The organism is Rhizobium sp. 268 (assembly GCF_036571585.1).
In the GTDB taxonomy this organism is placed as follows: domain Bacteria; phylum Pseudomonadota; class Alphaproteobacteria; order Rhizobiales; family Rhizobiaceae; genus Rhizobium; species Rhizobium redzepovicii.
Map to the genome: position 1 here is coordinate 378,178 of NZ_JAPPSO010000005.1, position 24,927 is coordinate 403,104.

Sequence of the window (24,927 nt, forward strand, 5' to 3'; positions counted from 1 at the left end):
CAAGATCATTCTCTGTACGGTGTGCCCGCTCGGAAAGAACTCCATCAAAAACTTGGAACAACAAACCGCAGCCTGAGTTTGATCCTGAACCCAGGAGGTCATGATGACGAATTATCCGACACCGCCGTTCCCGTCCCAGAAACAACCGATGCCTGGTTTTACCGCACAGATGGACCCGGTTCCCGACCATGGCGAAAAAAGCTATCGCGGTTCCGAGCGGCTGAAGGGCAAGCGGGCGATCATCACCGGCGGCGATAGCGGCATCGGCCGGGCGGTGGCGATCGCCTATGCCAGGGAAGGCGCCGATATCGTAATTTCCTATCTCGACGAGGATGAGGATGCCGACGAGACGAAGCGGCTGGTCGAGGAGGCCGGTCGCAAGGCCGTGCTGGTCAGCGGCGATATCCAGGATCCGGCTCTGTGCCGGCAGATCGTCGAGACGGCGGTCAAGGAGCTCGGCGGTATCGACATTCTCGTCAACAATGCGGCCCATCAGGCGAGCTTCAAGAGCATCGACGAAATCAGCGACGAGGAGTGGGAACTGACCTTCAAGGTCAATATCCATGCGATGTTCTATCTGACCAAGGCGGCCGTTCCCCATATGAAGCCCGGCAGCTCAATCATCAACACCGCCTCGATCAACTCCGACAGTCCGAACCCGACACTGCTTGCCTATGCGACGACCAAGGGCGCGATCCAGAATTTCACCGCCGGCCTTGCCCAGCTTCTGGCCGAGAAGGGCATCCGCGCCAATGCCGTGGCGCCGGGGCCGATCTGGACGCCACTCATTCCCTCAACGCTGCCCGAGGAAAGCGTCAGCAATTTCGGCAAGCAGGTGCCGATGAAACGGCCCGGCCAGCCGGCGGAGCTGGCTACAGCCTATGTGATGCTGGCCGATCCCTTGTCGAGCTATGTCTCCGGCACGACAATCGCGGTCACTGGCGGCAAGCCGATCCTTTGACGCAAGTCGCCTGGGATTGGCGGTTCCGGGTTAAAGACATGCGTGAAACAAGGAGCTGAAGCGGGTCGATCAAAGTTTGACGTGACGCGTTTCAGTCCGGCTTGCCGTAGCCACCGCCGGTCGGCGTCGTGACAATCACGGCGTCGCCGGCGGCGAGCATTGCCTGGTCGCAGCCGTCAAGTCTTTCGACGGTGCCGTTCGCGCGGCGGATCTCGGTTTTTCCCAGCTGCCCGTCTTCTCCGCCGAAAAGGCCGAAAGGCCGGATCGTGCGATGCGAGGAGAGAATGCTGCAATCCATCATCTCCAGGAAGCGGATGGTGCGCTCGGTGCCGCCGCCGGAACTATACTGTCCCTTGCCGCCAGAACCGCGGCGGATGTGGAAATCTTCGAGCACGACGGGAAAGCGGAATTCTAGCACTTCGGGATCGGTCAGCCGCGAATTGGTCATATGCGCGTGCACGCCGTCGGCGCCGCTGAAGCCGGTGCCGTCGTTGAGCAGGCCGGCGGGGCCGCCGGCGCATATCGTCTCGTAATATTGATAGGCGGCGTTGCCGAAGGTCAGGTTGTTCATCGAGCCCTGGGCTGCCGCGAGCGTTCCGAGCGCTCCGAACAGCGCATTCGTCACATGCTGGCTGGTCTCGACATTGCCGGCGACGACGGCGGCCGGATAGGCTGGGCGAATCATCGACCCGTCCGGCACGATGATCCGGATCGGCCGAAGGCAGCCGGCATTCATCGGGATCGGTTGCTCGACCATGACGCGGAAGACATAGAGCACGGCGGCGCGCGTCACCGGTTCCGGCGCATTGAAATTGGTCGGCTGTTGCGCGCTCGTGCCGGTGAAATCGACCATCGCCTCACGTGCCTGCCTGTCGACGGTGATCTTCACCTTGATGACGGCGCCCTGATCGGTGGGATAGGTGAATTCGCTGTCACTGAGGCGGGCGATCACCCGGCGGACGCTTTCTTCGGCATTGTCCTGCACATGGCCCATATAGGCTTCGACGACGTCGAGCCCGAAATGGGAAACCATCTTGCGCAACTCCTGCACGCCCTTTTCGTTGGCAGCGATCTGCGCCTTGACGTCGGCAAGGTTCTGAGCCGGATTGCGGGCGGGATAGGGATGGTCGGTCAGCATCGCCGCGAAGTCCGCTTCGCGGAAACGGCCTTTGTTGACCAGCAGGAAATTGTCGATCAGCACGCCTTCCTCGTCGACCTTCGTCGCTCGCGGCGTCATCGAACCCGGCGCCTTGCCGCCGATATCGGCATGATGGCCACGCGAGGCGACGTGAAACAGGATCACCTCTCCGGCATCGTCGAAAACAGGGGTGACGACGGTGATGTCGGGCAGATGCGTGCCGCCATTATAAGGCGCGTTGAGCGCGAAGACGTCGCCCGGATGGATGCGGCCTTCGTTGAGGCGGATGATGGTTTCGACCGAACGATCCATCGAGCCGAGATGCACCGGCATATGCGGCGCATTGGCGACGAGTGCGCCGGTGCGGTCGAAGACGGCGCAGGAGAAATCGAGCCGCTCCTTGATATTGACCGAATGCGCGGTGTTCTGCAGCGTCACGCCCATCTGCTCGGCGATCGCCATGAACAGATTGTTGAAGACTTCGAGCATGACCGGATCGGCATTGGTGCCGATCGCGGCATGGCGGGCAAGCGGGATCTCGCGGGTGAGGACGATATGATCGTGGCCGGTGAGCCGCGCCTGCCAGCCGGCTTCGACGACGATCGTCTGATGTGCTTCGATGATAAGGGCAGGCCCTCTGAGGATGGCGCCGGGCTTCAGCGCGTCGCGCTTGAAAATTCCGGCGTCCTGCCATGTTCCGCCGGAATAGAAGCGGGTCGTGCGCAGCGCTTCCGGCTCGAAGACTTTCGCCTCCCTATAAGCTTCCTCGATATCGGCGCCGCCGCCGATGCCCTCGACTTCGATGGAATCGACGACAGTGGGCCGGTCTTCGAAGATGAAGCCGAACTGTTTCTTATGGGCGATGGCAAAGGCCTGCACCATCTCCTCCTGTGGCCCGAAGGCGACGGGCAGGGCGGTGTCGGTGCCCTTATATTGCAGGTGCAGCCGGGTGACGACCTCCATGTCGGCGGCCTCGACGCCTTGCAGCGTCAACTCCTCGCGCACCTCCGCCTCCAACCCGGCCCTGATCTCGCCGATCGTCACCAACGCCGTAGCAAGTTCGGTCAGCACCGCGCGCTGGCGGGTGGCGCGGATATCGGCGAGGCCCATGCCATAGGCCGAAAGGATGCCGGAGAAGGGGTGGATCAGCACTCTTTTCATGCCGAGGCTATCGGCGACGAGGCAGGCATGCTGGCCGCCGGCGCCGCCGAAACAGGTGAGCGCATAGCCCGAAACGTCATAACCGCGCTGGACCGAGATCTTTTTGATGGCATTGGCCATGTTCTCGACAGCGATGGCGAGGAAACCGTCGGCGGCGTCCTCAGCCGTCCGACCGCCGCCGATCGTCTTTGCCATCTCGGCAAAGGCGGCGTGCACCGCCCCGGCATCGAGCGGCTGGTCCTGTCTCGGGCCGAAGATCGCCGGGAAGAATTCCGGGAGGAGCTTGCCGGTCATGATGTTGGCGTCGGTGACGGTGAGTGGGCCGCCGCGGCGATAGGATTTCGGGCCGGGCGTGGCGCCGGCTGATTCAGGGCCGACGCGGAAGCGCGAACCGTCAAAGCTCAGGATCGAACCGCCGCCGGCGGCCACCGTGTGGATCTTCATCATCGGCGCGCGCATGCGCACGCCGGCGACTTCGGTCTCGAAGGCGCGCTCCAGTTCACCGTCGTAATGCGACACATCCGTCGAGGTGCCGCCCATGTCGAAGCCGATCATCTGGCCGAAGCCGGCAATGCGCGACACCTCGACCGCGCCGACCACGCCGCCGGCGGGGCCTGAGAGGATCGCATCCTTGCCCTGGAACAGATGCGCGTCGGTCAGCCCGCCGGAGGACTGCATGAACATCAGCTTCGGGCCTTGCCCCTCGACGGCGCCGAGTTCGGTGGCGACCTGATCGACATAGCGCCGGAGAACCGGGGACAGATAGGCGTCGACGACGGCAGTGTCGCCGCGGCCGACGAGCTTGATCAGCGGGGAAACGACGTGCGAGGGCGAGATTTGTGTGAAGCCGATCGCGCGCGCGATGGCGGCGGCCCGTTGCTCATGCTCGGGATAGCGGTAGGCGTGCACGAAGACGATGGCGACGGCGCGCAGGCCCTCGGCATAGGCGGCTTCGAGCGCCTGCCGCAGCCTGCCCTCGTCGAGCGGGCGTTCCACCGTGCCGTCCGCCAGCACGCGCTCGTCGGCCTCGATGACGCCGGCATAGAGCAGTTCCGGCTTGACGATCTTCTTGGCGAAGATATCGGCGCGGGCCTGGTAGCCGATCTCCAGCGCATCGCGGAAACCTTTGGTCGTCACCAGGAGGGTCGGATCCCCCTTGCGTTCCAAGAGCGCATTGGTGGCGACCGTCGTTCCCATCTTCACCGCGCCGATGCGCTCGGAAGGGACAGGATCACCGGCTTTGAGCCCGAGCAGTTCGCGAATGCCGTGCACGGCCGGGTCGCGATAGGCTTCCGGATTTTCCGAAAGCAGCTTGTGGGCGATCAGCGCACCGTCGGGACGGCGTGCGACGATATCGGTGAAGGTGCCGCCGCGATCGATCCAGAAATCCCACTGTCCGCCCATCGTCCGGCCTCCTGTTGAACTGAAAATTTATTGACGATTTATCGATAAAATGTCAACGTTTCCTCTCGGATCATGGAGGGTGGACATGACAGATGGGTGTGGAAGACAAGCGGAAATCGGGCCGATCGTCTCCTCCGCACATCTGGCCGATGGCGCGCTTCCGGCTCTTTCGGAGCTGGAGTTCGGCCTTATCCTCGCCGGCAATGCCTTCGACCGCTGGATGGTACGCTGCATGACGGCGGCTGGCGAGCCTGGATGCGCCCCGATCGACGTTCTGGTGCTGCATTCGGTGGCGCACCGGCAGCGGCCGAAACGGCTCGGCGATCTGTGCAGCGTGCTCGGCGTCGAGGATACTCATCTGGTGATTTATGCGATCAAGAAGCTGGAAAGGCGCGGCCTCGTGAAAAGCACGCGGGCGGGCAAGGAGAAGCTGATCGCCGCCACCGAAAAGGGCTTGGAAATCTGCCTGAAATATCGGGCGGTGCGCGAAGCGCTGCTGGTGGAATCGGTCAAGGGGTTGGGGCTCGATGCCGCAGCGGCATCGGCGGTGGCGGCGACGCTCAGGGCGCTTTCCGGCCACTATGATCAAGCAGCAAGGGCCGCCGCCTCTTTCTGACGACAGCCCTTGACGGGGGCAGGGAGAGATCCCCCGAAATTTTCAGGCGGCGTGTTCAGCCGAAGCAGGGCATCGCCGGCAGATTGGTGCGGCTTGCGATCGCTCCAATGATGTTGCCGACCGGCGTCGAGCGCGGTTCGCGTTTGCCGGCGGCCGTCTCAAGGAGTTGCTTGAAATCTTCAAGCTTCACGCCGTCGGCGCGCAACACCATGGCGATCAGGGGGTCGCGAAGGGCTTCGGATATCGTCAGGTCGTCTCTGGTCTTTCTCATGGTTGTCCTCCTTTCGTGGGCGGTCGCCCGTGTTCCACTTTGCGCTGCCGTGTTCTCATTGACTTTCGCGTTTCGTGGTGTTACCGGTAAGTAACAATGCATTTGTTACCGATCGGTCACATCGATGTCAAGGACTACGTCCGCAAAAAAATCAGAAACTTCGAATGAAATCTCCGCAGCCGTTCCAGAAGATCGCATCCCGCCGCGGGAACGTATCGTCTCGACCGCCTCGGAGCTTTTCCGCGAGCGCGGCATCCGCGGCATCGGCGTCGATGCCATCGCCGACGCGGCTCTGACCAACAAGATGACGCTCTACCGGCATTTCGGCTCGAAGGACGAGCTTGTCTGCGAGACGCTGCGCCGCGCGTCGGAAAAGGCGGGTGCGATCTGGCGGGAGCTGGAGGCGGCCTATCCCGGCAATCCGCGCGCCCAGCTCTACGCTTGGGTGGAGATGCGGGCGCAATGTCTGAACGGCGAGCCCGCCGGCTGCGATCTCGCCAATGCCGCCATCGAACTGAAGGGCGAGGGCCATCCCGCCCACGAGATGATCGAGCGCCACAAGGCAGAACAGCGTGATCGTCTGGCCGCGCTCTGTTCGGCGGCCAATGCGCGCGAGCCGGAGCTTCTTGCCGATACGCTGACGCTGCTGCTCGAAGGTGCTCGCGTCAGCCGCCAGGCGATGGGTGCTGGCAGCTGCTGCGGTCATTTCGCCAAGGCCTGCAATGCGGCGATCGCCTCTTTCGCCTGAACCGGTTTTTCGGGAACCTTACCGCTTCCATACCGTTTTTCCCTCACCGGAGGACAAGTGGAGACCGGGAGATGAACTACGTCTATCTCAAGCGGCTGTATGCCAAACGCGCCGAACTCGAAGCCAAGCTGGAGCTTCACGATGCGCGCTATTGTTTCGGCGAGGAAGAGGTCGATGACGGCACCGACAGCGACCTGCGTCAGCGGCTGAGCGAAATTTCCGACGAAATTGACGAGCTGGAATCAGGCCGGGCCGCCAGAACAGGATGATTTCAAGCCCGGCCTGCCTGAATCCTGTTCTAAATTAGAGAGTGCGGAAAGCTGTGAGCAGTCTCGGGCGACATTAGGCCGACCGGACCCAAATCACCTATTCTAAGTCCGGAGGATATCCATCGTCCGGTCGTCGAATTTCCCTTGATAGAAACGCTCGATCACGCGGTGAAAGGGCGAGCCATGGTCGCTGATTGCGGCAAACAAGGTCATTGACGAGCGCAGCTTCAGGTCATCGGGCGAACCGAGGATCTCATGCGCCGATCGGCCCTCCACCGACAGGATCGCCTCGACGCAGCGCAGCAGCCGGCTGGAGAGAATGGGATCGGCGAGATAGGCGGTGGCTTCCTCAGCCGAGCGGATCGCGTATTTTTCCGCCATTGGCGAGGTGCCGAGACCTGATATCTGCGGGAAGATGAACCACATCCAATGGGAAGTCTTGCGCCCGGCTTTCAGCTCCGAGAGCGCTTTTTCGTAGACGCCGTTCTGAGCGTCGACGAAACGGTCGAGATTGTAATCGATATCACCGGCCATGGTCCTTTTCCCTTTTCCTGCATTATGCAGCCTGGGCCAAGGTCTCCATGCCCGGCGAGGTGATTTACCCGCGCGAGCCGAGCTCGCCTTCAGCAGACCCTTTCAGCGTATGGGCTGCTCTCACGGCAATGGCCGTAAGGCTGATGGTGCGGCGCGCTGTCGCCGGCGGGGGCAGCGATGGCCGATGTCGTCACCGGGTCCGTCTCATTGGAAGAATATGCGGCGAAACCGACAAAGCTCAAGAGAGCCAGCGCGGCGACGACGACAATGCGCTCGAAGCCCGAAAGTTTCTGGGCGCTGACATGTTCCACATAGTCGCGCTCCCCCAAGCCGGTGGTTTCGTCCTCTTTCACATGGAGGGTCACCATATCCTGGCGATGGGTCAAAGTTTCACAATCTGTCATCTAAATTACTCCTGCAATACATGCGGCGCCGGCCTCTCAAGAATAAACTCTCAACCCTCATGGCGGGCCGACTCCCGCATGCGTGCAGCATGTGTGTCTTTAATCGCGGCAATTGAAGGGGCAATCTGCAAACTCAGTGTTCAAAAAATCGTCCTAATAAATGCAAAATATCGTGATGCTCTGGCTCGCCGGAATGATCCGGGGTAGTCCAGAGGATCATCTTTCTGTGGATCGTCCCATGAGCAAATCCTTCGGCGCGATGTCGGTCGCCCAGCTTTCCGTCCTCATTCAAGGTGGCGCGGCCGATCCGGTCGATGTGGCCGAGGCTTTCTTCGGCGCCATCGCTGATTATGCCGACAAGGCGGTCTTCACCACGTTGACCGAAAGCCGTGCGATGGAGGAAGCGCGCGCCTCTTCCAAACGTCTGCGGGAAGGCCGATCGCTCGGATTGCTGGACGGCGTTCCAATCGCCTGGAAGGATCTTTTCGATATCGAAGGCCTGGCGACGACGGCGGGATCCGTCGTGCTGGCCGCCGATGCGCCGGCCAGGCGCGATGCGGCCGTCGTCGGCTTCCTCAGGCAGGCGGGCATGGTCGCTATCGGCCGCACCAATATGAGTGAATTCGCCTTTTCCGGCCTCGGCATCAATCCGCACTACGGCACGCCGGTCAATCCGCGTGGCACCGATCTCCCGCGCATTCCGGGCGGCTCGTCCTCGGGTGCCGGTGTCGCCGTCGCAGCCGGCCTGGTGCCGGTCGCGATGGGCACGGACACCGGCGGCTCGGTGCGCATTCCCGCCGCCTTCAACGGCATTGTCGGCTACAAGGCGACCCGCGGCCGTCATGCGATGGAAGGCGTCTATCCGCTGGCCAAGAGCCTGGATTCGCTGGGGCCGCTCTGCCGCAGCGTCAGGGATGCGGTGTGGATCGATGCGGCGATGCGCGGCGGGATCGCGCCTGACGTCGTCGAGCGTCCGTTGCAGGGTCTGGAACTGCTCGTGCCTGAAAATATCGTCTTCGACGGAGCCGAACCGGGCGTCATCGCCGCCTTCGAGGCCGGTTTGGAACGGCTTCAAAGGGCCGGCGCCCATGTTGCCCGTGCCGTCATTCCCGCCTTCGACGTGATTTTCGATCTGATGACGAGATATGGCCCGCTGGTCACCGCCGAAGCTTTCGCACTTCACCATGAGCGCTTGGCCGGACCGGACGCGGACAGGATGGACCACCGCGTCGTCATGCGCACCCGCCTGGGAAGCAGGACGACCCTGGCCGATTACCTGGCGATCCTCGATGCGCGCAAACGGATGATCGCGGATGTCGAGCGCCTTGTCGGCGACCGCCTGCTCGCTTTTCCGACGGTCGCCCATGTCGCGCCGCCAATCGGTCCGCTGGAGCAGGACGACGAGCTGTTCTTCGCGACCAACAACAAGACGCTGCGCAACACCGCGCTCGGCAATTTCCTCGACTGGTGCGCCGTCTCCATCCCCTGCGGCACGGGTGCCTTCGGCATGCCGGTCGGCCTGCTGCTCTCGGCCACCGCCCGTCGCGACGAAGCGCTGCTGGGAGTTGCCCTAGCCGCCGAGCCGGTCATCCGCGGCGATTTCGCCTGATTGGCAATTGAACCGCCGGGCTTTTATTGCGACTGATGGCAGGAGGAAATCTGGGAGGAAGGCACGTGCAGATCTTGCAAAACGGACGCTTCGCTGTTTCGACGTGGTCGCTGCATCGGCTGCTCGGTGCCGTTTATGGCTACAGCCCCGATCCTGACAAAAGTTCTGCGCCGAAAGAACCCTATGGCCCTGGTGCCGCGGCACTGATCGATATGCCGGCGGCGCTTGCGGCGCGCGGCGTCAATCGTCTGGAGATATGTTCCTTCCATCTGCCGAGCCTTGAGGCCGGCTATCTAAGTGAATTGCGCGACGCAATGACGGCCTCGGACGTGTTGTTCCAGACACTGCTCGTCGAGGACGGCGATCCAAGCCATCCCGAGACGGCTGAACGCGACGTCAGATGGATGGCGCAGTGGATCGATATCGCCGCTTCCCTTGGAGCGCAGAGAATGCGCGTCATCGCCGGCAAGCAGAAGCCGACCGAGGAAAACCTGAGCCGTGCCGCCCGTCACCTCGGCTGGTTGGCCGAAAAAGCCGAAGGTAGCGGTGTGCGCGTCGTCGTCGAGAACTGGTTCGACCTGCTGCCGTCGCCCGTGGAGATGAACTGGCTGCTGGATCGGCTGGACGCCAAGGTCGGCCTCAACGGCGACCTCGGCAATTGGGCAGCGCCCGCGAAATACGAGGGTCTCGCCGACATCATGCGCCGGGCGGAAATCTGCCATGCCAAGGCCGATTACACCGTTGCCGGCCTCGATGCAGAGGATTACCGCAAGTGCCTGGAGATGTGCGAGCGGGCCGGTTACGCCGGGCCCTTCACGCTGATCTACGACTCGCCCTTCTTCCCCGATGAATGGGACGGCATCCTGCTGCAGAAGCAGTTCATCGAGGATTTCCTGCGCGAGGCGCCGGCGCGCAGGACGGCTTGATCCCAAAGGATTTCGCGCTCATTCCTGGCGCGGAAACCTCTGGTTTTCCTCGAGCACGTTCAGGTCCATGTGGTTGCGCATATAGCGCTCCGAGGCCTTCTGCAGCGGCTGGTAGTCCCAGGGATAATAAGCGCCGTTGCGCAGCGCCGCGTAGACCACCCAGCGGCGCGCCTGGCTTTCGCGCACGGCTGCATCGAAATCGGCAAGGTTCCAGCGCCGCCTAGCCTGGTCGGCAAGCCTCGCCAGGGTGTCTGCATGCGCCGGCTTTCCCGCCAGATTGTCCAGCTCCTGAGGATCGGCTTCTAGGTCGAACAGCATCGGCGGGTCCTTGTCGCAGAGCGAAAGCTTGTAGCGCCCGTCCCTGAGGCAAACGAGCGGCGCTTCGGAACCTTCAGCGGCATATTCCATCGGCACGGGACTGCGGCTGCCGGTACCCTCGGCGAGGCCCGCGAGATCCTCGCCCTCGGTCCATGGTTTCAACGCGGTGATGTCGATCCCGGCAAGACCGGCGAGCGTCGGCGTCACGTCGAGGGTGGAGACCGGCTGATCGATGCGTTTCGGCTTCCAGCCGGGTGCAGCAATCATCAGCGGGACGCGCGCCGATCCTTCGAAGAAGTTCATCTTGAACCAGAGGCCGCGGTCGCCGAGCATGTCGCCGTGATCAGAAACGAAGAGGATGATCGTGTTGTCGGCCATGCGGGTCCGTTCCAGCACGCCGAGAATGTCGCCGATCTTCTCGTCGACATAGGAGATATTGGCGAAGTAGCCCCGCCTTGCGCGCCGGATTTCGTCCGGGCTGATGTCGAAAGCCTCGTGGTCGCAAGCTTTCATCAGCCGCTGCGAATGCGGGTCCTGTTGCTCGAAGGCGATCGGCGCCACCGCCGGGTCAAGCGCCGGGCAGTCTTTATAGAGATCCCAGAATTTGCGGCGTGCGACATAGGGGTCGTGCGGATGGGTGAAGCTGACGGTCAAGCACCAGGGGCGTCCGTCGTGGGCGCGTGAGAGATCGAACAGCTTGCGGGTGGCGTGGTAGGCAACCTCATCGTCATATTCCAACTGGTTGGTGATCTCGGCAACGCCGGCGCCGGTCACCGAACCCAAATTGTGATACCACCAGTCTATGCGCTCGCCGGGCTTGCTATAGTCGGGCGTCCAGCCGAAATCGGCAGGGTAGATATCGGTCGTCAGGCGCTCCTCGAAGCCATGAAGCTGGTCTGGGCCGACGAAATGCATTTTGCCCGATAGCGCCGTCTGATATCCGGCGGCGCGCAGATGATGCGCATAGGTCGGAATGTCGGAGGCAAATTCCGCGGCATTGTCATAGACGCGCGTCCGGCTCGGCAATTGCCCGGACATGAAGGACGCCCGCGCCGGCGCACAGAGCGGACTTGCCGTATAGGTGTTGGCGAAGCGCACGGAACGTTCAGCCAATGCTTTCAGATGCGGCGCATGCAGGAAGTCGGCAGGCCCGTCGGGAAACAAGGTCCCGTTCAGCTGGTCCACCATCAGGATGAGAATATTCGGGCGCGCCATGTCGTTTTCCTATGCTATTTGCAGATTTTATTGAAACGCCTATTGTCGCGCCTGTAAAGACGGCATTTTTGAATGCTTGCATAAAGGAATTTTTATGCCAGACCACCCGCTTGAGCTTGGATGGATGCGCATCTTCGTCGAGGTCGCGAGACTCGGGAGCTTTTCGTCGGCTGCAGCGCTGCTCGGGCTTACCCAGCCGGCCGTCAGCTACCAGATCCGCCGGCTGGAGGAGCAGTTCGGCGTCAGCCTGCTGCGCCGCCAGCATCGCGGCGTGACGCTGACAGCCGAAGGTGAGCGGCTTCTCGACGTCACCGCGAAAGTGGTCGGTGACATCGATGCGCTCGCCCGCAGTTTCCGCGCCGAAGCCCAACGACCAGTTGTTCGGCTCAGAACCGACTATGCCTTTTCATCGCTTTGGCTGATCCCGCGCATGGACGGCTTTCGGCTTCTTCATCCGGAAACGGACATCCAGATCGTCGCGACGCAGCGATTTTCAGCCGGTTTTCGCGACGAAGCGGATGTCGCTGTCGTTTTCGGCACGCGGGCGGAATTCGGCGCCATCGGTACGCTTCTGCTGCGTGAAAAGGTTGTGCCGGTCTGCACGCAGGGATTTCTCGATCGCAACGGCCCGTGCGAGGATGCGAGGCAGCTTGCCAAGGCGGTACTGATCCATCTCGACACGCCGATGCCATCACCCTGGTTCGACTGGCGCAGTTATCTGACCGAATTCTCCGTCCTGCGCGACGGCCATGCCGGCCGCGGCGATATCAGCTTCAATACCTATTCGCTGGTCATTCAGGCTGCGTTGAGCGGGCAGGGCGTGGCGATCGGCTGGATGGGGCTCGTCGATACGCTGCTCCAAGCAGGCATGCTGGTCGAAGCCGGCCCGCCGCTCGAGGCGCAGGACCGCGGTTACTGGCTGGTGCCGCCGCGATCTCCAAGCCCGCATAGCGAAAGCCTCGGCGCCTGGCTGATGGGCGAAGTCGGAGGGAACGGCTGACGTGGATTATTCTCCGCAGCAGAACCCTTGCCATCGGCGGCGGCGGCCGACATTGTGGGAACGAATCCATAGCGAAAGTGACGCAAGCATGCGAACGATCGGATATATCATCGGACTGCTGATGGTCCTCCTCGGGCTGATCTGGATCGGACAGGGAAGCGGCTATTTTCCTTATCCGGCGTCGAGCTTCATGATCGCCCAAACGATCTGGGTGTTGTGGGGTGCCATTCTCGCCGCAGCCGGCATTGCTGTCATGATCATCGTCTCGCGACGGCGCCGGAGAGTCTGAACCGCCGCCGCTGCCTGGCAGCAATGGCCGCCGGCGGTCTGAAGAATTGTGGGAGAATGGCATGGGTGCAGCTGACATAGACGGCTTTGCGAACCGGATCAGGGGCAGCCGGGGCGGGATGATCTCCGCCTGGGTCGGCATTCCCGACCCCATGCTCGTCAACCATCTGGCGCAGGAGGCCTTCGATGCCGTCGTGCTGGATATGCAGCACGGCATGTGGGACATGCCGTCGGCGGCCAATGGCATCGCGCAGGTGCGCCTGGCCGGCAAGCCGGCCCTGGCGCGCATCCCAGTCGGCGGTTTCGCTTCCGCCTCGCGGCTGCTCGACGCCGGTGCCACCGGCATCATCGCGCCGATGATCAATTCGGCAGACGATGCGAGAGCCCTGGTCCGGACGACGAAATATCCGCCCGTCGGCGAGCGCAGCTGGGGGCCGTCATTGGCGCTGAATCATACCGGCCTGTCGGACGACGATTATTTGAAGAACGCCAATGCGCTCACCGTTGCCATCGCCATGATCGAGACCCGCGCCGCGCTCGATGCGATCGACGGCATTCTCGATGTGACCGGCATCGACGGCATTTTCATCGGCCCTTCCGATCTTTCGATTGCGCTGTCGAACGGTGATCAGGTGGCGCCGAACGCTGCCGAAATCGACAGCGCCATGCAGCATGCCGTCGCGCGCTGCCGCGCCCACGGCAAATTCGCCTGCGCGTTCGCCGCCGACGGCGAGCGGGCCGGCGAACTATTGAAATTCGGCTTCGACCTGGTCATCGCCGGCGCCGAGACCACGCAGTTGCGCGCAGGCGCCCGCCGCGCCATCAATGCCGCCCGCAGGATCGCGTCGGCCAGTTGATTACGGTGCTTTAGTCAGCGGGCCGGCTTCACCGCCAGCCAGATCACATGGCGGGCGCCGCCGCGTTTGCCGTTGGCGCGGGTGTTGACCGCATCGACGGAAAAACCGCTGTCCCTCAGGCGGCGGGTAAAATCGGGGTCGGGGCCGGACGACCAGACGGCGAGCACGCCGCCGAGGCGAAGCGCGTCGCGGGCGGCGCGCAGGCCGGCGAAATCATAGAGCCGATCGTTGGATTTGCGGGTCAACCCATCCGGGCCATTGTCGACATCGAGCAGGATGGCGTCATAGGCCGCCTTGCCGGCACGGATCGCCTCGCCGACATCGCCTTGATGGATGACGACGCGCGGATCGTCGAGACAGCCCTTGAAGACCTCGGCCATCGGCCCGCGCGCCCAGGCGACGACGGCCGGCACCAGTTCGGCGACGGTGACGCCGGCATTTTCGGGAAGGATGGCGAGGGCAGCGCGCAGGGTAAAGCCCATGCCGAGGCCGCCGATCAGGACCTTCGGTTTCGGATGCGCCTTGATCCGCTCCCAGGAAAGGGTCGCCAGCGCTTCTTCCGAGCCGCTGAGGCGGCTGTTCATCAGCTCGTTGGCGCCGAGCATGATCGAGAACTCGCTGCCGCGCTGCTTCAGCCTGAGTTCGCCGCCTTCGCCGGGAATGGTCGCGGAATCGAGCTGGATCCAGGGCAGCATGACGGTTTCGCCTCATTTGAAAGAACCGTCCCCTAGCATAGGGTGATGAGCGGGGCCAGTCAGCAGGCCTCGGGACCGTTTGAAGGCGGGGCGGTGGCTAGAGGCGGTCCATGATTCAAGCTTCCGATGTCAAGAGCAGCGAATTATGCTCGGATGGTTGTCGGCGCTGGGAATCCTCACACGTCCTTTGTTGCACGAGGCGACGCCTCGGAGATTGCAACGACACTTTTGGAGATTGGAAACATGGCGCTCAAGCGAATGGACAATGTAGGCATCGTCGTCGAAGACCTCGCAGTGGCGATTGATTTCTTTGGCGAACTCGGCCTCGAGCTCGAAGGACGGGCCATGATCGAAGGAGAATGGGCGGGGCGGATCACTGGACTGGGCGATCAGCGTGTCGAGATCGCCATGATGCGCACACCTGATGGCCACAGCCGGCTCGAGCTCTCCCGCTTCCTGATGCCTGATGTCGTCGCAGATCACCGCAACGCTCCGGTCAACGCGCTTGGCTATCTCCGCGTCATGTTCACCGTTGAGGACATCGACGACACGCTTGAAAGGCTTCGCGCGCGTGGCGCGCAGCTCGTCGGCGAAGTCGTCCAGTATGGAGACACATATCGGCTCTGCTACATAAGAGGCCCCGAAGGGCTTCTCCTCGGACTCGCCCAGGAACTGAGCTGAGGCGCCTCAGATCATCCGTATGAAATGCTGCGGCTCCGCTTCGACGATCTCGTCCTGCGGCACAGCGGAACGGCGGCGGATGTCCTCCACCTCCTCGGGCCTGAGGCGTGCCTTCGGGTCCTCGAAGCGGACGTCCGGATCGGGCACGGCGGAGAGCAGCAGCCTTGTATAGGGATGCAGCGGATTGTCGATCACTCTTGCGGTGCTGCCCCATTCGACGATCTGGCCGGCATACATTACGGCGATATCTTCTGCGACATAGCGGGCGGTGGCGATGTCATGGGTGATATAGAGCAGGCCGAGATTCATCTCCTGCTTCATCTCGTTCAGCAGATTCAATACGCCGAGGCGGACCGAGACGTCGAGCATGGAGGTCGGCTCGTCCGCGACGATCACCTCCGGCTGGACCGCAAGCGCGCGGGCGATGTTAACGCGCTGGCGCTGGCCGCCGGAGAGTTCATGCGGATATTTTGGCGCGACGAGATCGGGATCGAGCCTGACGCGCGTCAGCAGTTCGCGGACCGCGACGTCGATCTCGCTTCCTTTGATCTCCGGGCGATGCAGCTTCAGCGGCCGCCGGAGATGAAAGGCGATGGTATGGGCGGGGTTGAGCGAGGCGAAGGGGTCCTGGAAGATCATCTGCACCGAGCGGCGGTAGCGGCCGATTTCGGCGGAGTTCGCCGCCTCGACCGGCCGGCCCTTATAGAGGATGCGGCCCGATGTCGGCAGATATTCGCGCATCGCCATGCGGGCGCAGGTCGTCTTGCCGCTGCCGGATTCGCCGACGAGTGCCAGCGCCCGGCCGGCGTGCAGCGAAAAGGAAATGGCGCGCGCCGCATGCACGGCCGCCGAACCATGGCCGAACCTCTTGGTGACGGTGTCGAGCGCGAGGATGGCGTCGCTCATAGCAGCACTCCTCCGTGAAGCGAGGGGAAGGAGGCCCAGAGCCTTTTCGTATAGTCGTGCTGCGGCGTCCGGTAGATCGCCTCGGCCGCGTTCTGCTCCACCAGCCTGCCTGACAGCATGATGCCGATGCGGTCGCAGAATTGCACCATCAGCCCGAGATCATGAGTGATGAACAACACCGAGAAACCGAAGCGGCGGCGCAGCTCGTTGATGCGCTGCAGGATTTCGCGCTGGACGACCACGTCGAGCGCCGTCGTCGGCTCGTCCATGACGACCAGCTTCGGATCGAGCGCCATGCAGATGGCGATGACGATGCGCTGGCGCATGCCGCCGGAAAACTGGTGCGGGTAGTCGCGCATGCGATCCGGCGCGATATCGACGAGCCTCAGCATTTCGGCGGTGCGCTCGCGGGCCGCAGCACGGCTCATGCCCTTGTGGGTGCGCAGCATGTCGTAGAATTGCGTCTCGATGCGCAGCACCGGGTTCAGCGAGTTCATGGCGCTCTGGAAGACCATGGCGACCTCGCGCCAGCGGAAGGCGGCAAGCGCCTGCTGGTCGAGATCGAGCACATCGCGGCCGTCGAGCAGGATGCGGCTTTCCTTGCGGATTAGCGCCGGCGGCTTGTGCAGGCGGCTGATGGCGAAGGCGATGGTGCTCTTGCCGCAGCCGGATTCGCCGGCGAGCCCGAAAACCTCGCCGGGTGCGACGTCGAAATTGACGTCGTCGACGGCGCGGAAATCTTTCTGCTCGCCGATATAATCGATGGTGAGATTTCTCACCGACAGCAGCGGCTGCGTCACAGGCGGCCCTCCCCGGAACGGACCAGCAGCGACCAGCGCTTCAGGTGATTGCCGGTGCGCAGCCGCGGATTGGCAATCTCGTCGACGGCGAAATTCAGCAGCGACATGCCGATGCCGAGGAAGGCGAGCGCGAAGCAGGGGGTGAGGATATCCCACCAGGCGCCGACCGAAAGGGCAGAGGCCTTCTGCGCATTGTAGAGCATGGTGCCCCAGGAGATCGCTCTGGGGTCGCCGAGGCCGAGAAACTCGAGCGTCGCCTCGGTGATGATCGCGAAGATGACGCTGCCGATGAAATTGATGCCGACGATCGATATCACGTTGGGAAAGATCTCGAATGTCATGATCCGCCATTGCGGCTCGCCCATCATCTCGGCGGATTTGACGAAATCCTTGTGTTTGACGGAGAGCGTTTCGGCGCGGGTGACGCGGGCGCCCCAGGCCCAGGACGTGGCCCCCAGGATCAGCGCAATGACCACGGGGCTTGCCTGGCCGATGAAGGCGGCGAGTACGAGCAGCAGCGGCAGATTGGGAACGACTAGAACCATATTGGTGAAAAAGCTGATGATCTCGTCGGTCTTGCCGCCGCGATAGCCGGAGATGATGCCGAGCGCGGTGCCGACGAGGGTGATCAGCAGCCCGGCGCCGAAGCCGACGGCGAGCGATGTGCGGGCGCCGTAGATCAGCCGGGCAAAGACATCTTGGCCGATGCGGGTGGTGCCGAGAATATGGTCGAGCGACGGCGGCCGGTGCGGCCGCCCGGTGCGGGCGGCGGGATCGTATTGCGTCAGCAGCGGTGCTGCGATCGCGACGATGACGATGACGGCGATGATGACGAGGCCGGTGAGCGCCTTGCGGTTTCGCAGCAGGCTCCTCATCTCACGCTCCCTTCAGCCGCGGGTCGAGCAGGATATAACTGACGTCGACGATGAAATTGGCGATCAGCATGGTCGCGGTCATGATGAGGAGCTGGCCCTGGATGACGGGGTAATCGCGGGCGAGGATCGCCTGGTAGAGAATATTGCCAAGGCCGGGATAGTTATAGACGACCTCGGTCACCAGCGAGCCACCGAGAATGGTGCCGATGGCGATGGCAAGGCTGGAGACGGTCGGCAGCAGGGCGTTGCGCGCCGCATACCAGAGCATCACATGCCGGTCGGAAAGGCCCTTGGCGCGGGCCATGACGATATAGTCCTCGCCGATCAGGTTGATCATGTTGTTGCGCATGGTCACGGTGAAGCCGCCGATCAGCACGGTGCAGAGCGTGACCATCGGCAGGATGCCGTGATAGGCGACGCTGCCGAGATATTGCAGGCTGAAGGCCGGATCGAGCGATGGATCGGCGGCATAGCCGTTCGGGAACCAGCCGAGTGTAAAGCCGAAGATGAAGAGCACAATCAGCGAGGTGACGACGGCCGGCACCGATGTCGCGAAAATCGCGCCGACGGAGACGACAACATCGAACCTGCTGCCGCGGCGCCAGGCGGCGGCGATGCCGAGGAGGGTGCCGAGCGCAAAGCTGATGATCGTCGCTGTGCCCATCAGGCTGACGGTCCAGATAAGGGCATGACCGAGCACCGAGGTGACCGGCAGCGGGAAATACTTGATCGAGCGGCCGAGATCGCCGGTGAAGATGCTGCCGAGATAGGTGAGATATTGCTGCCAGAGCGGCCCGTCGACGAAGCCAAAGGTGAGCTTCAGCGCCTGCAGGCTTTCCGGCGGTAATTCGGTGCCGGCGCTCGAGAACATGATCTGCACGGGATCGCCCGGCATCAGGCGCGGCAGGAAGAAATTGATCGTAGCTGCGGCGATGAAGGCTGCCATGTAGAAGACGAGGCGGCGAAGCAGAAAAGCCATGAGAACTCCGTCGTGACGGGAGCGGCGCTTCTGGATGAGCGTGACGTCATCCGAAAACCGCTTACACTTTTCGGCATCATGCTCTGACGCCGCTCCCGGGAGGTGTCTTACTTGACCGGCTCGAGCGCGAGCAGGTTCAGGAGGCGTGCCGGATTGGTCCGTGAGATCGACGGATTGACGAATGGATTTTCCTTGGTCGACCAGCCGGTGAAACGCTTGGTGTTGTACTGATACCAGTTAGGATTGTTGAACACCGGAATCATCGGCATGTTCTCGGCGACGATACGCTGCGCCTTGTTCATCGCGTCCTTCTGCTTGGCAAGATCCGCGGTCTGGGTGAACTCGGTGACGAGCTTTTCGACCTCGGGATTGAACCAGCGCTGCGCGGTGAAGCGGGTCTTGCCCTTGTCCGAAGCGCTGAAGGCGCGCTTATAGGGATAATAGGGCGAGGCCGAGGCCGGCAGGCTGTTGATCGCCGCATCGAAGGTGCCGTTGATAAGGTTGCCGGTCCAGACGGCTTCTTCAGGCGTTTCGATCCTGGCGTCGATGCCGACCGCCTGCATGCCTTCGACGGCGAGATTGACGGTGTCGCTCCAGTCGGTCCAGGCGCTGGGCACGATGATCGAGAAAGAGATCTTGCTGCCGTCGGGATTGTCGCGGAAACCATCGCCGTCCTTGTCCTTATAGCCCGCTTCGTCGAGCAGGGCCTTGGCGGCGTCAGCATCATAGGTGGCGAATTTGCCGAAATCGGCCTTGACGGAGGGGTCCGCCCAGCTCTTGTAAAGTTCGCCCATCAGGCCGGGATCTTCGTTCAGCGTCGGATAGCCGTAGCCGGCGACGTCGATCATCGTCTTGCGGTCGAGCGCCATCGAGACGGCCCGGCGGAATTTCAGGTCGTTGAAGGCCTTCTTGTTGTTCTCGTTTGCCGTTTCCAGGTTGAACAGGAAGGCGACCATGCTGCTCGGCGAATACCAATAGTGGAAATGGGCCGGATCCTTGGAAACATAGACATTGTCGATATCGGGAATGAAGGAGACGCCCCAGTCGAGGGTGCCGTCGGCCGTTGCCGTCAGCATCTGGTTGTTGTCGGCAAGCTGCGGAAAGCGCAGGCAATCGACCTTCAGATGGGCGTTGTCCCAATAGTTCGGGTTGCGGCACTGGTCGTAGGTCTGGCCGGTGAAGCGCGGAACCTCGGTCAGTGGGCCGCTGCCGACCGGGTTCTCGTTGGCGAAAGTGACCGGGTCGGCAACATCCTTCCAGACATGTTCCGGAACGATCGGCAGCTGTGAAATCTGCTCGGCGGCGAGCGAGCTCGGATTGGCGAGCGTGAAGCGCACCGTCTGATCGTCGACGGCTTTGACATCGGTGATGAAGCTCCAGATGCTGACGAAGTCGAGCGCCGGGAATTTCTTCAGATAATCATAGGTGAACTTGACGTCGGCTGCGGTCAGCGGTTTCCCATCAGACCATTTCAGGTTCGGGCGCAGCTTGAAATCGATGCTTTTCAGATCGTCGGAGAGCTTGAAGCTTTCGGCCAGGCGATAGACCGGCTTGTTGCTGTCGAAGCGGTTGAAGATAACGAGCGGCTCATAGATGAAATCGAGCGTCGACTGGCGCGACGAGGTCTGGTTGAACGGGTTGAAGTTGCGCACCCAGGTCGTCGCCGGTTCGATATTCGCCGTCAGGACCGTTTGCGCCATTGCGGAGCCCGAAAGCAGCGTCAGGGCGGCGGCAAGAAGATATTTTTTCATGTCTTATTCCCCTTTTTTATGCGGTGAGAGATGGCGCGCCGGTCAGGAAACCAGCGCGCTTGCAAACATGTCTTCGACTTCAGCATGGGCTGCGCGGACATCGATCTTGAGATTGCCGAGGCGGGCCTTGCCGGCGGCAATCCGCTTGAGAGCTGCGTCCGTCAGCGGCCGGGCCGCCCTGGCGGCGGCTTCGCTTTCCCTGACGTCGCCATGGCTGTGGAGGGCGATGTCGAAGCCGGCGTCGAGCACCTGTTTGACGCGTTCCGGCAGGGTGCCGGAGAGCGATTCCATGAAGATGCAATCGGAAATCAGCACGCCGTCATAGCCCATGTCGTTGCGGATGAGGTCGTGCATGACCGGCGAGATGGAGGCCGGCAATTCCTTGTCGTAGGCCGAGTAGACGACGTGGGCGACCATGGCCCAGGGCGTATCCTTCAGCGCCACGAAGGGCTTGAAATCGGTCGCAGCGAGCGTCTCGCGGCTGGCATCGACCACCGGGCGTTCCTTGTGGGAATCCAGCGTTGCGCGGCCATGGCCGGGAATGTGCTTCATCACCGGCATGTTGCCGGTCTCGAGCAGGCCGTAGACCACCTCGCGGCCGAGGGCGGCGATGACATCAGGATCGGGGCCGAAAGAGCGGGCGCCGATGACAGCGCTCGTCGTCTCGAAGACGAGGTCGAGCACGGGCGAGCATCCGCTGGAAAGGCCAAGTTCCGTCATCATCGCCCCCATGGCCTGGGAGGAAAGGCGCAATGCTTTTTTGGCGAGCGCGAAATCGCGGCGCGCAAGTTCGGCGAACTGGCCGAAGCTGCGGAACAGCGGCCAGGGGCCGGCATCGAGATGCTGCACGCGGCCACCTTCCTGGTCGGTGAAAACAGGCGCATCGTCGCGGCCGACGGCTTCGCGAAAGCGTTCGATCAGCCGCTTCGTCTGCTCCGGCTCGCGCTGATTTCGCCGGCCAACGAAGAGGCCCATCGGATTGGTCTCACGAAACAGGGCGAATTCATCATCCGAAAGGACTGGATTGGGAAGGCCGACGAAAAGGGCGAGCGGGGTCGAGGACAATTCTGTAACTCCGGGATCAGATGGTCAGGTCGGCGTGCGTCTCAGCATGCCTTCGTAAATGCCCTTGTCGGGGGCGGGGATGATGATGGCGCCTGCGGTCTTCGCGTAAAAATCGACGGGGCCGGCATCGCCGATGAAGGCATAGGCATGGCCAAGCGTCTTCATGGTCTGAAGGCAGGCGGAAAACAGGGCGAGCCCGATACCCTTGCCGCGGGCTTGCGGGTCGACGCCGGTCGGGCCGAAGAAGCCGCGCGCTGTCGTGTCGTAGCAGGCAAAGCCGAGCAGCTTGCCGCCGTCGACGGCGATCAGGCAGCCAACCGGCTGGCGGGAGAAGGCGACGGAGACTTCGCTCGCCCAGTTTTCGCTGAACTGCTGGCGAACCCAGTCGACGACGAGATGCAGTTCCGAGGGGAGGGCCGGTCGGATGGAGACACCGACAAGATCGGCTTTCCGATTCAGATCGGCAAGCTTTGTGGAGTATAGACTCACAAGCAGGTCTGGCACCGGTCATTCCTCCTCATATTCCGTTATTGCGGAATATATCCCCTTTTAATGTCATAGACTTGGCTATCTGGCTGAGCTTGTCAACTGCGTTTTTCAAATGGCGCGATGCTGCTCGCCATGATGCTCTCGATCAAAAGCAAGCTGGCTGCCGAACGCAAAAACGGCCCGGGGAGCCCGAGCCGTTTCGATTGAAAGGGGTGCGTCGATGATGGATGCTTATCCCGTCACTTTCCAAAGCGCATGAAAATGCTGCACCGGCCCGTGGCCGGAGCCGACGGTGAGGCTTCCGGCGGCGGCGACCGCGCCGGCGAGGTAATCCTTGGCGATGGCGACCGCCTCCGGCACCGAGGCGCCCTTGGCAAGCTCGGCCGCCAACGCGCTCGACAGCGTGCAGCCAGTGCCGTGGGTGTTCTTGGTCGGCACCCGCCGGGCTTCGAACCAGTGCAGGCCGTCGGCTGTGGCAAGCACGTCGGGGCTGTCGTCGCAGTCGAGATGGCCGCCCTTGACCAGCACGGCGGCCGGACCGAGCGCCCGCAGGCCTTCGGCCTGCGCCGCCATCTCGGCCCGGTTCGTCGCGACCGGCTGGTGCAGCAGGGCGGCGGCTTCAGGCAGGTTCGGGGTCAGCAGTGTGGCGAGCGGCAGCAACCGGCGGTTCAGCACGTCGACGGCTTCGGGCGCAAGCAGGGCGGCCCCGCCCTTGGCGATCATCACGGGATCGATGACGATGGGAATGCCGCGGCGGTCGGCCGGTGCTGCGGCCACAGCTGCGTCGAGTGCGGCGGCGACGGCCTCGGCGATGCCGGCATTGGCGATCATGCCGATCTTGACGGCATCGACGCGCACATCGGCAAAGACGGCATTGATCTGATCGGCGACGAATGGAGGCGGCACCAGATGCACGCCGCTGACGCCTTGCGTGTTCTGCGCCGTCAGCGCCGTCAGCACCGCCATGCCGTAGACGCCCCGGGCGGAAAAGGCCTTGAGGTCGGCCTGGATGCCGGCGCCGCCGGAGGGATCGGAGCCGGCGATGGAGAGGACGTTGCGGATCATGCGCGGGCCTTTCGAATTTCTGCGGCGATGCGGTGTGTGGCGGCTTCCGGATCCGGCGCGCCGCAAATGGCGGAGACGACGGCAAGCCCGCTTGCGCCTGCGGCAAAGACTTCGGCCACATGCTCCGCCTTGAGCCCGCCGATGGCAACCGAGGGCACCGGCGAGACCGCCACCAGTTTGGCAAGACCGTCAAAACCGATCGGCTGCTTGTGGTCGGCCTTGGTCGGCGTCGCAAACACCGGCCCGACGCCGGTATAGTCGACGAGATCGGGATCGACGGCAGCAGCAAGCGCCGCGGTTTCGACCGACAGGCCGAGGATCATGTCGGGACCGATCATCGCCCGCGCTGTCGCCGCATCCATATCCTCCTGGCCGATATGCAACCCGTCGGCGCCGATGGCGATCGCCGCCTCGACATCGTCGTTGACGACGAGGCGGGCGCCGGTGCCATCAAGCGCCTGTTTCAAGGCGCGTCCGGTCTCGATCATTGCGGCCGTGCCGGCATGTTTGTCGCGCAGCTGCACCATCGTCGCGCCGCCGGCAACGGCACGGCGCGCGGTCTCGACCATGCCGATCCCGGCGCAGAGATCGGGATCGAGAACGAGATAGAGCGAAAGGTCGAAACTCTTCATGCCGCCGATATCCTTGCCCTGGCATCGAGCGTTTCGGCATCGAGCGCGTTCAGCGCGTCGAGAAAGCGCCAGGCAAAGGAGCCGGGGCCGGCCGCACCGAGCGCTGCCTCCTCGCCGGCGATGGCGAAGGTTGAAAGGGCGGCGACCGTCGCGCCGAACAGATCCTCGGGCACGGTGGCGGCAAAGGCGCCGACGAGGCAGGTGAGCGAGCAGCCAAGCGCGGTGACCTGCGGCATCAAGGCCGATCCGCCTGTGATGCGCACCGCCCGCTCGCCGTCGGTGACGAAATCGACAGCGCCGGTGACAGCGACGACCGCCTGCTGGCGCTCGGCCAGCCATCGCGCCGAACCTTCGGCCTGTTCGACCGGATCGCGGCTGTCGACGCCCTGGCCGCGGCTCTCGCCGCCGGCAAGCGCGATGATCTCGGAAGCGTTGCCGCGGATGATCGTCGGCTTGAGCGCCAGCAGAGCAGCGACCGCATCGCGGCGGAAGGCCGTGGCATAATGGGCGACCGGATCGAGCACCCAGGGTTTGCCGGCCGAGGTCGCCGCCTTCGCCGCCGCCTGCATGCCGTCGATCCATTGCGTCGACAGCGTGCCGATATTGACGGTCAGCGCGCTCGCGAGGCCGGCGAACTCACCGGCTTCCTCAGCCGCATGCACCATGGCCGGCGAGGCGCCGGCGGCCAGGAGAACATTGGCGGCGACGTTCATCGCGACATAATTGGTGATGCACTGAACGAGCGGCGGCTTTTCGCGCATCGCCTTCAGCATGGCTCCTGGTGTGCTCCTGGTCTGCATGTGGCCCCTTTCAGGCGGGGGCGGGCACGGGGTCATTCGTGCGGCGGACCGCGACCCCGAGCGACTCCCTCCGCCGGCATTATCCGGTTCAGGTTCGAAGGGTGCTTCTCAGCCCGCCTGTCGACGAACGCCCCTGTCTCTCATCGCGCTCTTTTTCGCAGAGAACGGGGCGGATGTCATCTCGAAAATGACAGTGCTGCGACGGCGCGGCGCGTGAAGTCCGCTGCGGACACGCTATCATCCTCGACGGCCAGGCCCGGGCTTTACGGGGGCCGAGAGCTTGCCGCCGATTCGGGTCTTGATCAGGTTTTCCCGAATACGGCCCGCGGATTCCGTCCCAGGCTGCATTGGCCGCCGCCTTTTCACCATTCGGTTGTCCTTTCCCTTCCGAGAAGAACAGTCGCAGCAACCCGCGGGTGTGACGAATTTCTGAAATACATCTCAGTATTCGTGGGCGGCATCGGGGATAA

26 protein-coding genes and 1 riboswitch are annotated in these 24,927 nt (G+C 63.0%); of the genes, 10 read left to right on the forward strand and 16 right to left on the reverse strand.

Annotated features, from left to right (window positions below):
* The first annotated feature begins 103 nt into the window (after positions 1-103).
* A complete protein-coding gene (locus OS035_RS12710) occupies positions 104-961 on the forward strand; it encodes an SDR family oxidoreductase (RefSeq protein ID WP_097629066.1) in 858 nt (285 codons plus the stop codon).
* A gap of 91 nt (positions 962-1,052) precedes the next feature.
* Here the strand turns inward: OS035_RS12710 and OS035_RS12715 are convergent, their stop codons facing one another.
* Positions 1,053-4,664, reverse strand: a complete 3,612-nt coding sequence (locus OS035_RS12715; protein ID WP_331813773.1) for a hydantoinase B/oxoprolinase family protein — start codon at positions 4,662-4,664, stop codon at positions 1,053-1,055.
* A gap of 85 nt (positions 4,665-4,749) precedes the next feature.
* Here OS035_RS12715 and OS035_RS12720 point away from each other — a divergent pair, with 85 nt between their 5' ends.
* A complete protein-coding gene (locus OS035_RS12720; RefSeq protein WP_331813774.1) occupies positions 4,750-5,280 on the forward strand; it encodes a winged helix DNA-binding protein in 531 nt (176 codons plus the stop codon).
* Between the two features lie 55 nt (positions 5,281-5,335).
* Here the strand turns inward: OS035_RS12720 and OS035_RS12725 are convergent, their stop codons facing one another.
* A complete protein-coding gene (locus OS035_RS12725; RefSeq protein ID WP_097628968.1) occupies positions 5,336-5,551 on the reverse strand; it encodes a hypothetical protein in 216 nt (71 codons plus the stop codon).
* A gap of 124 nt (positions 5,552-5,675) precedes the next feature.
* Between OS035_RS12725 and OS035_RS12730 the strand changes: the two genes are divergently transcribed.
* On the forward strand, positions 5,676-6,299 hold the full coding sequence (locus tag OS035_RS12730) for a TetR/AcrR family transcriptional regulator (protein WP_183778088.1): 624 nt from the start codon (positions 5,676-5,678) through the stop codon (positions 6,297-6,299).
* 71 nt (positions 6,300-6,370) lie between these two features.
* A complete protein-coding gene (locus tag OS035_RS12735; RefSeq protein WP_097628970.1) occupies positions 6,371-6,568 on the forward strand; it encodes a hypothetical protein in 198 nt (65 codons plus the stop codon).
* 102 nt (positions 6,569-6,670) lie between these two features.
* Here the strand turns inward: OS035_RS12735 and OS035_RS12740 are convergent, their stop codons facing one another.
* Entirely contained in the window at positions 6,671-7,102 is a 432-nt protein-coding gene (locus OS035_RS12740) for a DUF1810 domain-containing protein (RefSeq protein ID WP_183778090.1), read from the reverse strand.
* Between the two features lie 89 nt (positions 7,103-7,191).
* The gene (locus OS035_RS12745; RefSeq protein ID WP_183778318.1) at positions 7,192-7,470 is read right to left on the reverse strand and encodes a hypothetical protein; all 279 of its coding nucleotides are present in this window, start codon (positions 7,468-7,470) and stop codon (positions 7,192-7,194) included.
* A gap of 274 nt (positions 7,471-7,744) precedes the next feature.
* On the opposite strand from OS035_RS12745, the gene OS035_RS12750 reads away from it, so the two are divergent.
* Positions 7,745-9,115: an amidase gene (locus tag OS035_RS12750; protein ID WP_331813775.1), complete on the forward strand. Its 1,371-nt coding sequence runs from the start codon at positions 7,745-7,747 to the stop codon at positions 9,113-9,115.
* Positions 9,116-9,180: 65 nt separating this feature from the next.
* The gene (locus OS035_RS12755) at positions 9,181-10,041 is read left to right on the forward strand and encodes a sugar phosphate isomerase/epimerase family protein (RefSeq protein ID WP_183778094.1); all 861 of its coding nucleotides are present in this window, start codon (positions 9,181-9,183) and stop codon (positions 10,039-10,041) included.
* 18 nt (positions 10,042-10,059) lie between these two features.
* Here the strand turns inward: OS035_RS12755 and betC are convergent, their stop codons facing one another.
* A complete protein-coding gene (betC, locus tag OS035_RS12760; RefSeq protein ID WP_183778096.1) occupies positions 10,060-11,574 on the reverse strand; it encodes a choline-sulfatase in 1,515 nt (504 codons plus the stop codon).
* A 94-nt stretch (positions 11,575-11,668) separates the two neighbouring features.
* Here betC and OS035_RS12765 point away from each other — a divergent pair, with 94 nt between their 5' ends.
* The 3 genes from OS035_RS12765 to OS035_RS12775 all read left to right on the forward strand — a co-directional run bounded on the left by OS035_RS12765 (position 11,669) and on the right by OS035_RS12775 (position 13,719).
* Positions 11,669-12,574: a choline sulfate utilization transcriptional regulator gene (locus tag OS035_RS12765; protein WP_183778098.1), complete on the forward strand. Its 906-nt coding sequence runs from the start codon at positions 11,669-11,671 to the stop codon at positions 12,572-12,574.
* 88 nt (positions 12,575-12,662) lie between these two features.
* On the forward strand, positions 12,663-12,863 hold the full coding sequence (locus tag OS035_RS12770) for a hypothetical protein (RefSeq protein ID WP_183778100.1): 201 nt from the start codon (positions 12,663-12,665) through the stop codon (positions 12,861-12,863).
* A gap of 61 nt (positions 12,864-12,924) precedes the next feature.
* Complete coding sequence (locus OS035_RS12775; RefSeq protein ID WP_183778102.1) at positions 12,925-13,719, forward strand: HpcH/HpaI aldolase family protein; 795 nt, start codon at positions 12,925-12,927, stop codon at positions 13,717-13,719.
* A gap of 14 nt (positions 13,720-13,733) precedes the next feature.
* On the opposite strand, the gene OS035_RS12780 is transcribed toward OS035_RS12775, so the two are convergent.
* Positions 13,734-14,414 carry a spermidine synthase gene (locus tag OS035_RS12780; RefSeq protein WP_183778103.1) on the reverse strand — a complete coding sequence of 227 codons (681 nt, stop codon included), beginning with the start codon at positions 14,412-14,414 and terminating at the stop codon, positions 13,734-13,736.
* Between the two features lie 243 nt (positions 14,415-14,657).
* Between OS035_RS12780 and OS035_RS12785 the strand changes: the two genes are divergently transcribed.
* Positions 14,658-15,095 carry a VOC family protein gene (locus tag OS035_RS12785; RefSeq protein WP_012555158.1) on the forward strand — a complete coding sequence of 146 codons (438 nt, stop codon included), beginning with the start codon at positions 14,658-14,660 and terminating at the stop codon, positions 15,093-15,095.
* Positions 15,096-15,101: 6 nt separating this feature from the next.
* On the opposite strand, the gene OS035_RS12790 is transcribed toward OS035_RS12785, so the two are convergent.
* The 10 genes from OS035_RS12790 to thiM form a co-directional block, all read right to left on the reverse strand.
* Positions 15,102-16,001, reverse strand: coding sequence for an ABC transporter ATP-binding protein (locus tag OS035_RS12790; protein ID WP_183778105.1), 900 nt, complete (start codon positions 15,999-16,001; stop codon positions 15,102-15,104).
* Positions 15,998-16,801 (reverse strand): ABC transporter ATP-binding protein, encoded by an 804-nt coding sequence (locus tag OS035_RS12795; protein WP_183778107.1) that lies wholly within the window; start codon positions 16,799-16,801, stop codon positions 15,998-16,000. Before OS035_RS12795 ends, OS035_RS12790 begins: the two co-directional genes overlap by 4 nt.
* On the reverse strand, positions 16,798-17,676 hold the full coding sequence (locus tag OS035_RS12800; RefSeq protein WP_183778110.1) for an ABC transporter permease: 879 nt from the start codon (positions 17,674-17,676) through the stop codon (positions 16,798-16,800). Before OS035_RS12800 ends, OS035_RS12795 begins: the two co-directional genes overlap by 4 nt.
* A gap of 1 nt (position 17,677) precedes the next feature.
* Positions 17,678-18,655: an ABC transporter permease gene (locus tag OS035_RS12805; protein ID WP_097628983.1), complete on the reverse strand. Its 978-nt coding sequence runs from the start codon at positions 18,653-18,655 to the stop codon at positions 17,678-17,680.
* Between the two features lie 107 nt (positions 18,656-18,762).
* The gene (locus tag OS035_RS12810) at positions 18,763-20,406 is read right to left on the reverse strand and encodes an ABC transporter substrate-binding protein (RefSeq protein ID WP_331813776.1); all 1,644 of its coding nucleotides are present in this window, start codon (positions 20,404-20,406) and stop codon (positions 18,763-18,765) included.
* Positions 20,407-20,448: 42 nt separating this feature from the next.
* On the reverse strand, positions 20,449-21,471 hold the full coding sequence (locus OS035_RS12815; protein WP_183778114.1) for a glycoside hydrolase family 3 protein: 1,023 nt from the start codon (positions 21,469-21,471) through the stop codon (positions 20,449-20,451).
* A gap of 24 nt (positions 21,472-21,495) precedes the next feature.
* A complete protein-coding gene (locus tag OS035_RS12820; RefSeq protein WP_183778116.1) occupies positions 21,496-21,975 on the reverse strand; it encodes a GNAT family N-acetyltransferase in 480 nt (159 codons plus the stop codon).
* 216 nt (positions 21,976-22,191) lie between these two features.
* Entirely contained in the window at positions 22,192-23,025 is an 834-nt protein-coding gene (gene thiD, locus OS035_RS12825) for a bifunctional hydroxymethylpyrimidine kinase/phosphomethylpyrimidine kinase (RefSeq protein ID WP_183778118.1), read from the reverse strand.
* Positions 23,022-23,657, reverse strand: a complete 636-nt coding sequence (thiE, locus tag OS035_RS12830; RefSeq protein WP_183778120.1) for a thiamine phosphate synthase — start codon at positions 23,655-23,657, stop codon at positions 23,022-23,024. The genes thiD and thiE overlap by 4 nt, the downstream gene beginning before the upstream one ends.
* Complete coding sequence (gene thiM / locus OS035_RS12835) at positions 23,654-24,457, reverse strand: hydroxyethylthiazole kinase (RefSeq protein WP_183778122.1); 804 nt, start codon at positions 24,455-24,457, stop codon at positions 23,654-23,656. The genes thiE and thiM overlap by 4 nt, the downstream gene beginning before the upstream one ends.
* 48 nt (positions 24,458-24,505) lie before the next feature.
* Positions 24,506-24,602: riboswitch (TPP riboswitch) on the reverse strand.
* Between the last annotated feature and the right edge of the window lie 325 nt (positions 24,603-24,927).

Coding starts and splice junctions, on each gene's coding strand:
- OS035_RS12710 (WP_097629066.1), top strand. CDS start 104: ATGACGAATTATCCGACACCGCCGTTCCCGTCCCAGAAACAACCGATG.
- OS035_RS12715 (WP_331813773.1), bottom strand. CDS start 4,664: ATGGGCGGACAGTGGGATTTCTGGATCGATCGCGGCGGCACCTTCACC.
- OS035_RS12720 (WP_331813774.1), top strand. CDS start 4,750: ATGACAGATGGGTGTGGAAGACAAGCGGAAATCGGGCCGATCGTCTCC.
- OS035_RS12725 (WP_097628968.1), bottom strand. CDS start 5,551: ATGAGAAAGACCAGAGACGACCTGACGATATCCGAAGCCCTTCGCGAC.
- OS035_RS12730 (WP_183778088.1), top strand. CDS start 5,676: ATGTCAAGGACTACGTCCGCAAAAAAATCAGAAACTTCGAATGAAATC.
- OS035_RS12735 (WP_097628970.1), top strand. CDS start 6,371: ATGAACTACGTCTATCTCAAGCGGCTGTATGCCAAACGCGCCGAACTC.
- OS035_RS12740 (WP_183778090.1), bottom strand. CDS start 7,102: ATGGCCGGTGATATCGATTACAATCTCGACCGTTTCGTCGACGCTCAG.
- OS035_RS12745 (WP_183778318.1), bottom strand. CDS start 7,470: ATGGTGACCCTCCATGTGAAAGAGGACGAAACCACCGGCTTGGGGGAG.
- OS035_RS12750 (WP_331813775.1), top strand. CDS start 7,745: ATGAGCAAATCCTTCGGCGCGATGTCGGTCGCCCAGCTTTCCGTCCTC.
- betC (WP_183778096.1), bottom strand. CDS start 11,574: ATGGCGCGCCCGAATATTCTCATCCTGATGGTGGACCAGCTGAACGGG.
- OS035_RS12765 (WP_183778098.1), top strand. CDS start 11,669: ATGCCAGACCACCCGCTTGAGCTTGGATGGATGCGCATCTTCGTCGAG.
- OS035_RS12770 (WP_183778100.1), top strand. CDS start 12,663: ATGCGAACGATCGGATATATCATCGGACTGCTGATGGTCCTCCTCGGG.
- OS035_RS12775 (WP_183778102.1), top strand. CDS start 12,925: ATGGGTGCAGCTGACATAGACGGCTTTGCGAACCGGATCAGGGGCAGC.
- OS035_RS12780 (WP_183778103.1), bottom strand. CDS start 14,414: ATGCTGCCCTGGATCCAGCTCGATTCCGCGACCATTCCCGGCGAAGGC.
- OS035_RS12785 (WP_012555158.1), top strand. CDS start 14,658: ATGGCGCTCAAGCGAATGGACAATGTAGGCATCGTCGTCGAAGACCTC.
- OS035_RS12790 (WP_183778105.1), bottom strand. CDS start 16,001: ATGAGCGACGCCATCCTCGCGCTCGACACCGTCACCAAGAGGTTCGGC.
- OS035_RS12800 (WP_183778110.1), bottom strand. CDS start 17,676: ATGAGGAGCCTGCTGCGAAACCGCAAGGCGCTCACCGGCCTCGTCATC.
- OS035_RS12805 (WP_097628983.1), bottom strand. CDS start 18,655: ATGGCTTTTCTGCTTCGCCGCCTCGTCTTCTACATGGCAGCCTTCATC.
- OS035_RS12810 (WP_331813776.1), bottom strand. CDS start 20,406: ATGAAAAAATATCTTCTTGCCGCCGCCCTGACGCTGCTTTCGGGCTCC.
- thiD (WP_183778118.1), bottom strand. CDS start 23,025: ATGATCCGCAACGTCCTCTCCATCGCCGGCTCCGATCCCTCCGGCGGC.
- thiE (WP_183778120.1), bottom strand. CDS start 23,657: ATGAAGAGTTTCGACCTTTCGCTCTATCTCGTTCTCGATCCCGATCTC.
- thiM (WP_183778122.1), bottom strand. CDS start 24,457: ATGCAGACCAGGAGCACACCAGGAGCCATGCTGAAGGCGATGCGCGAA.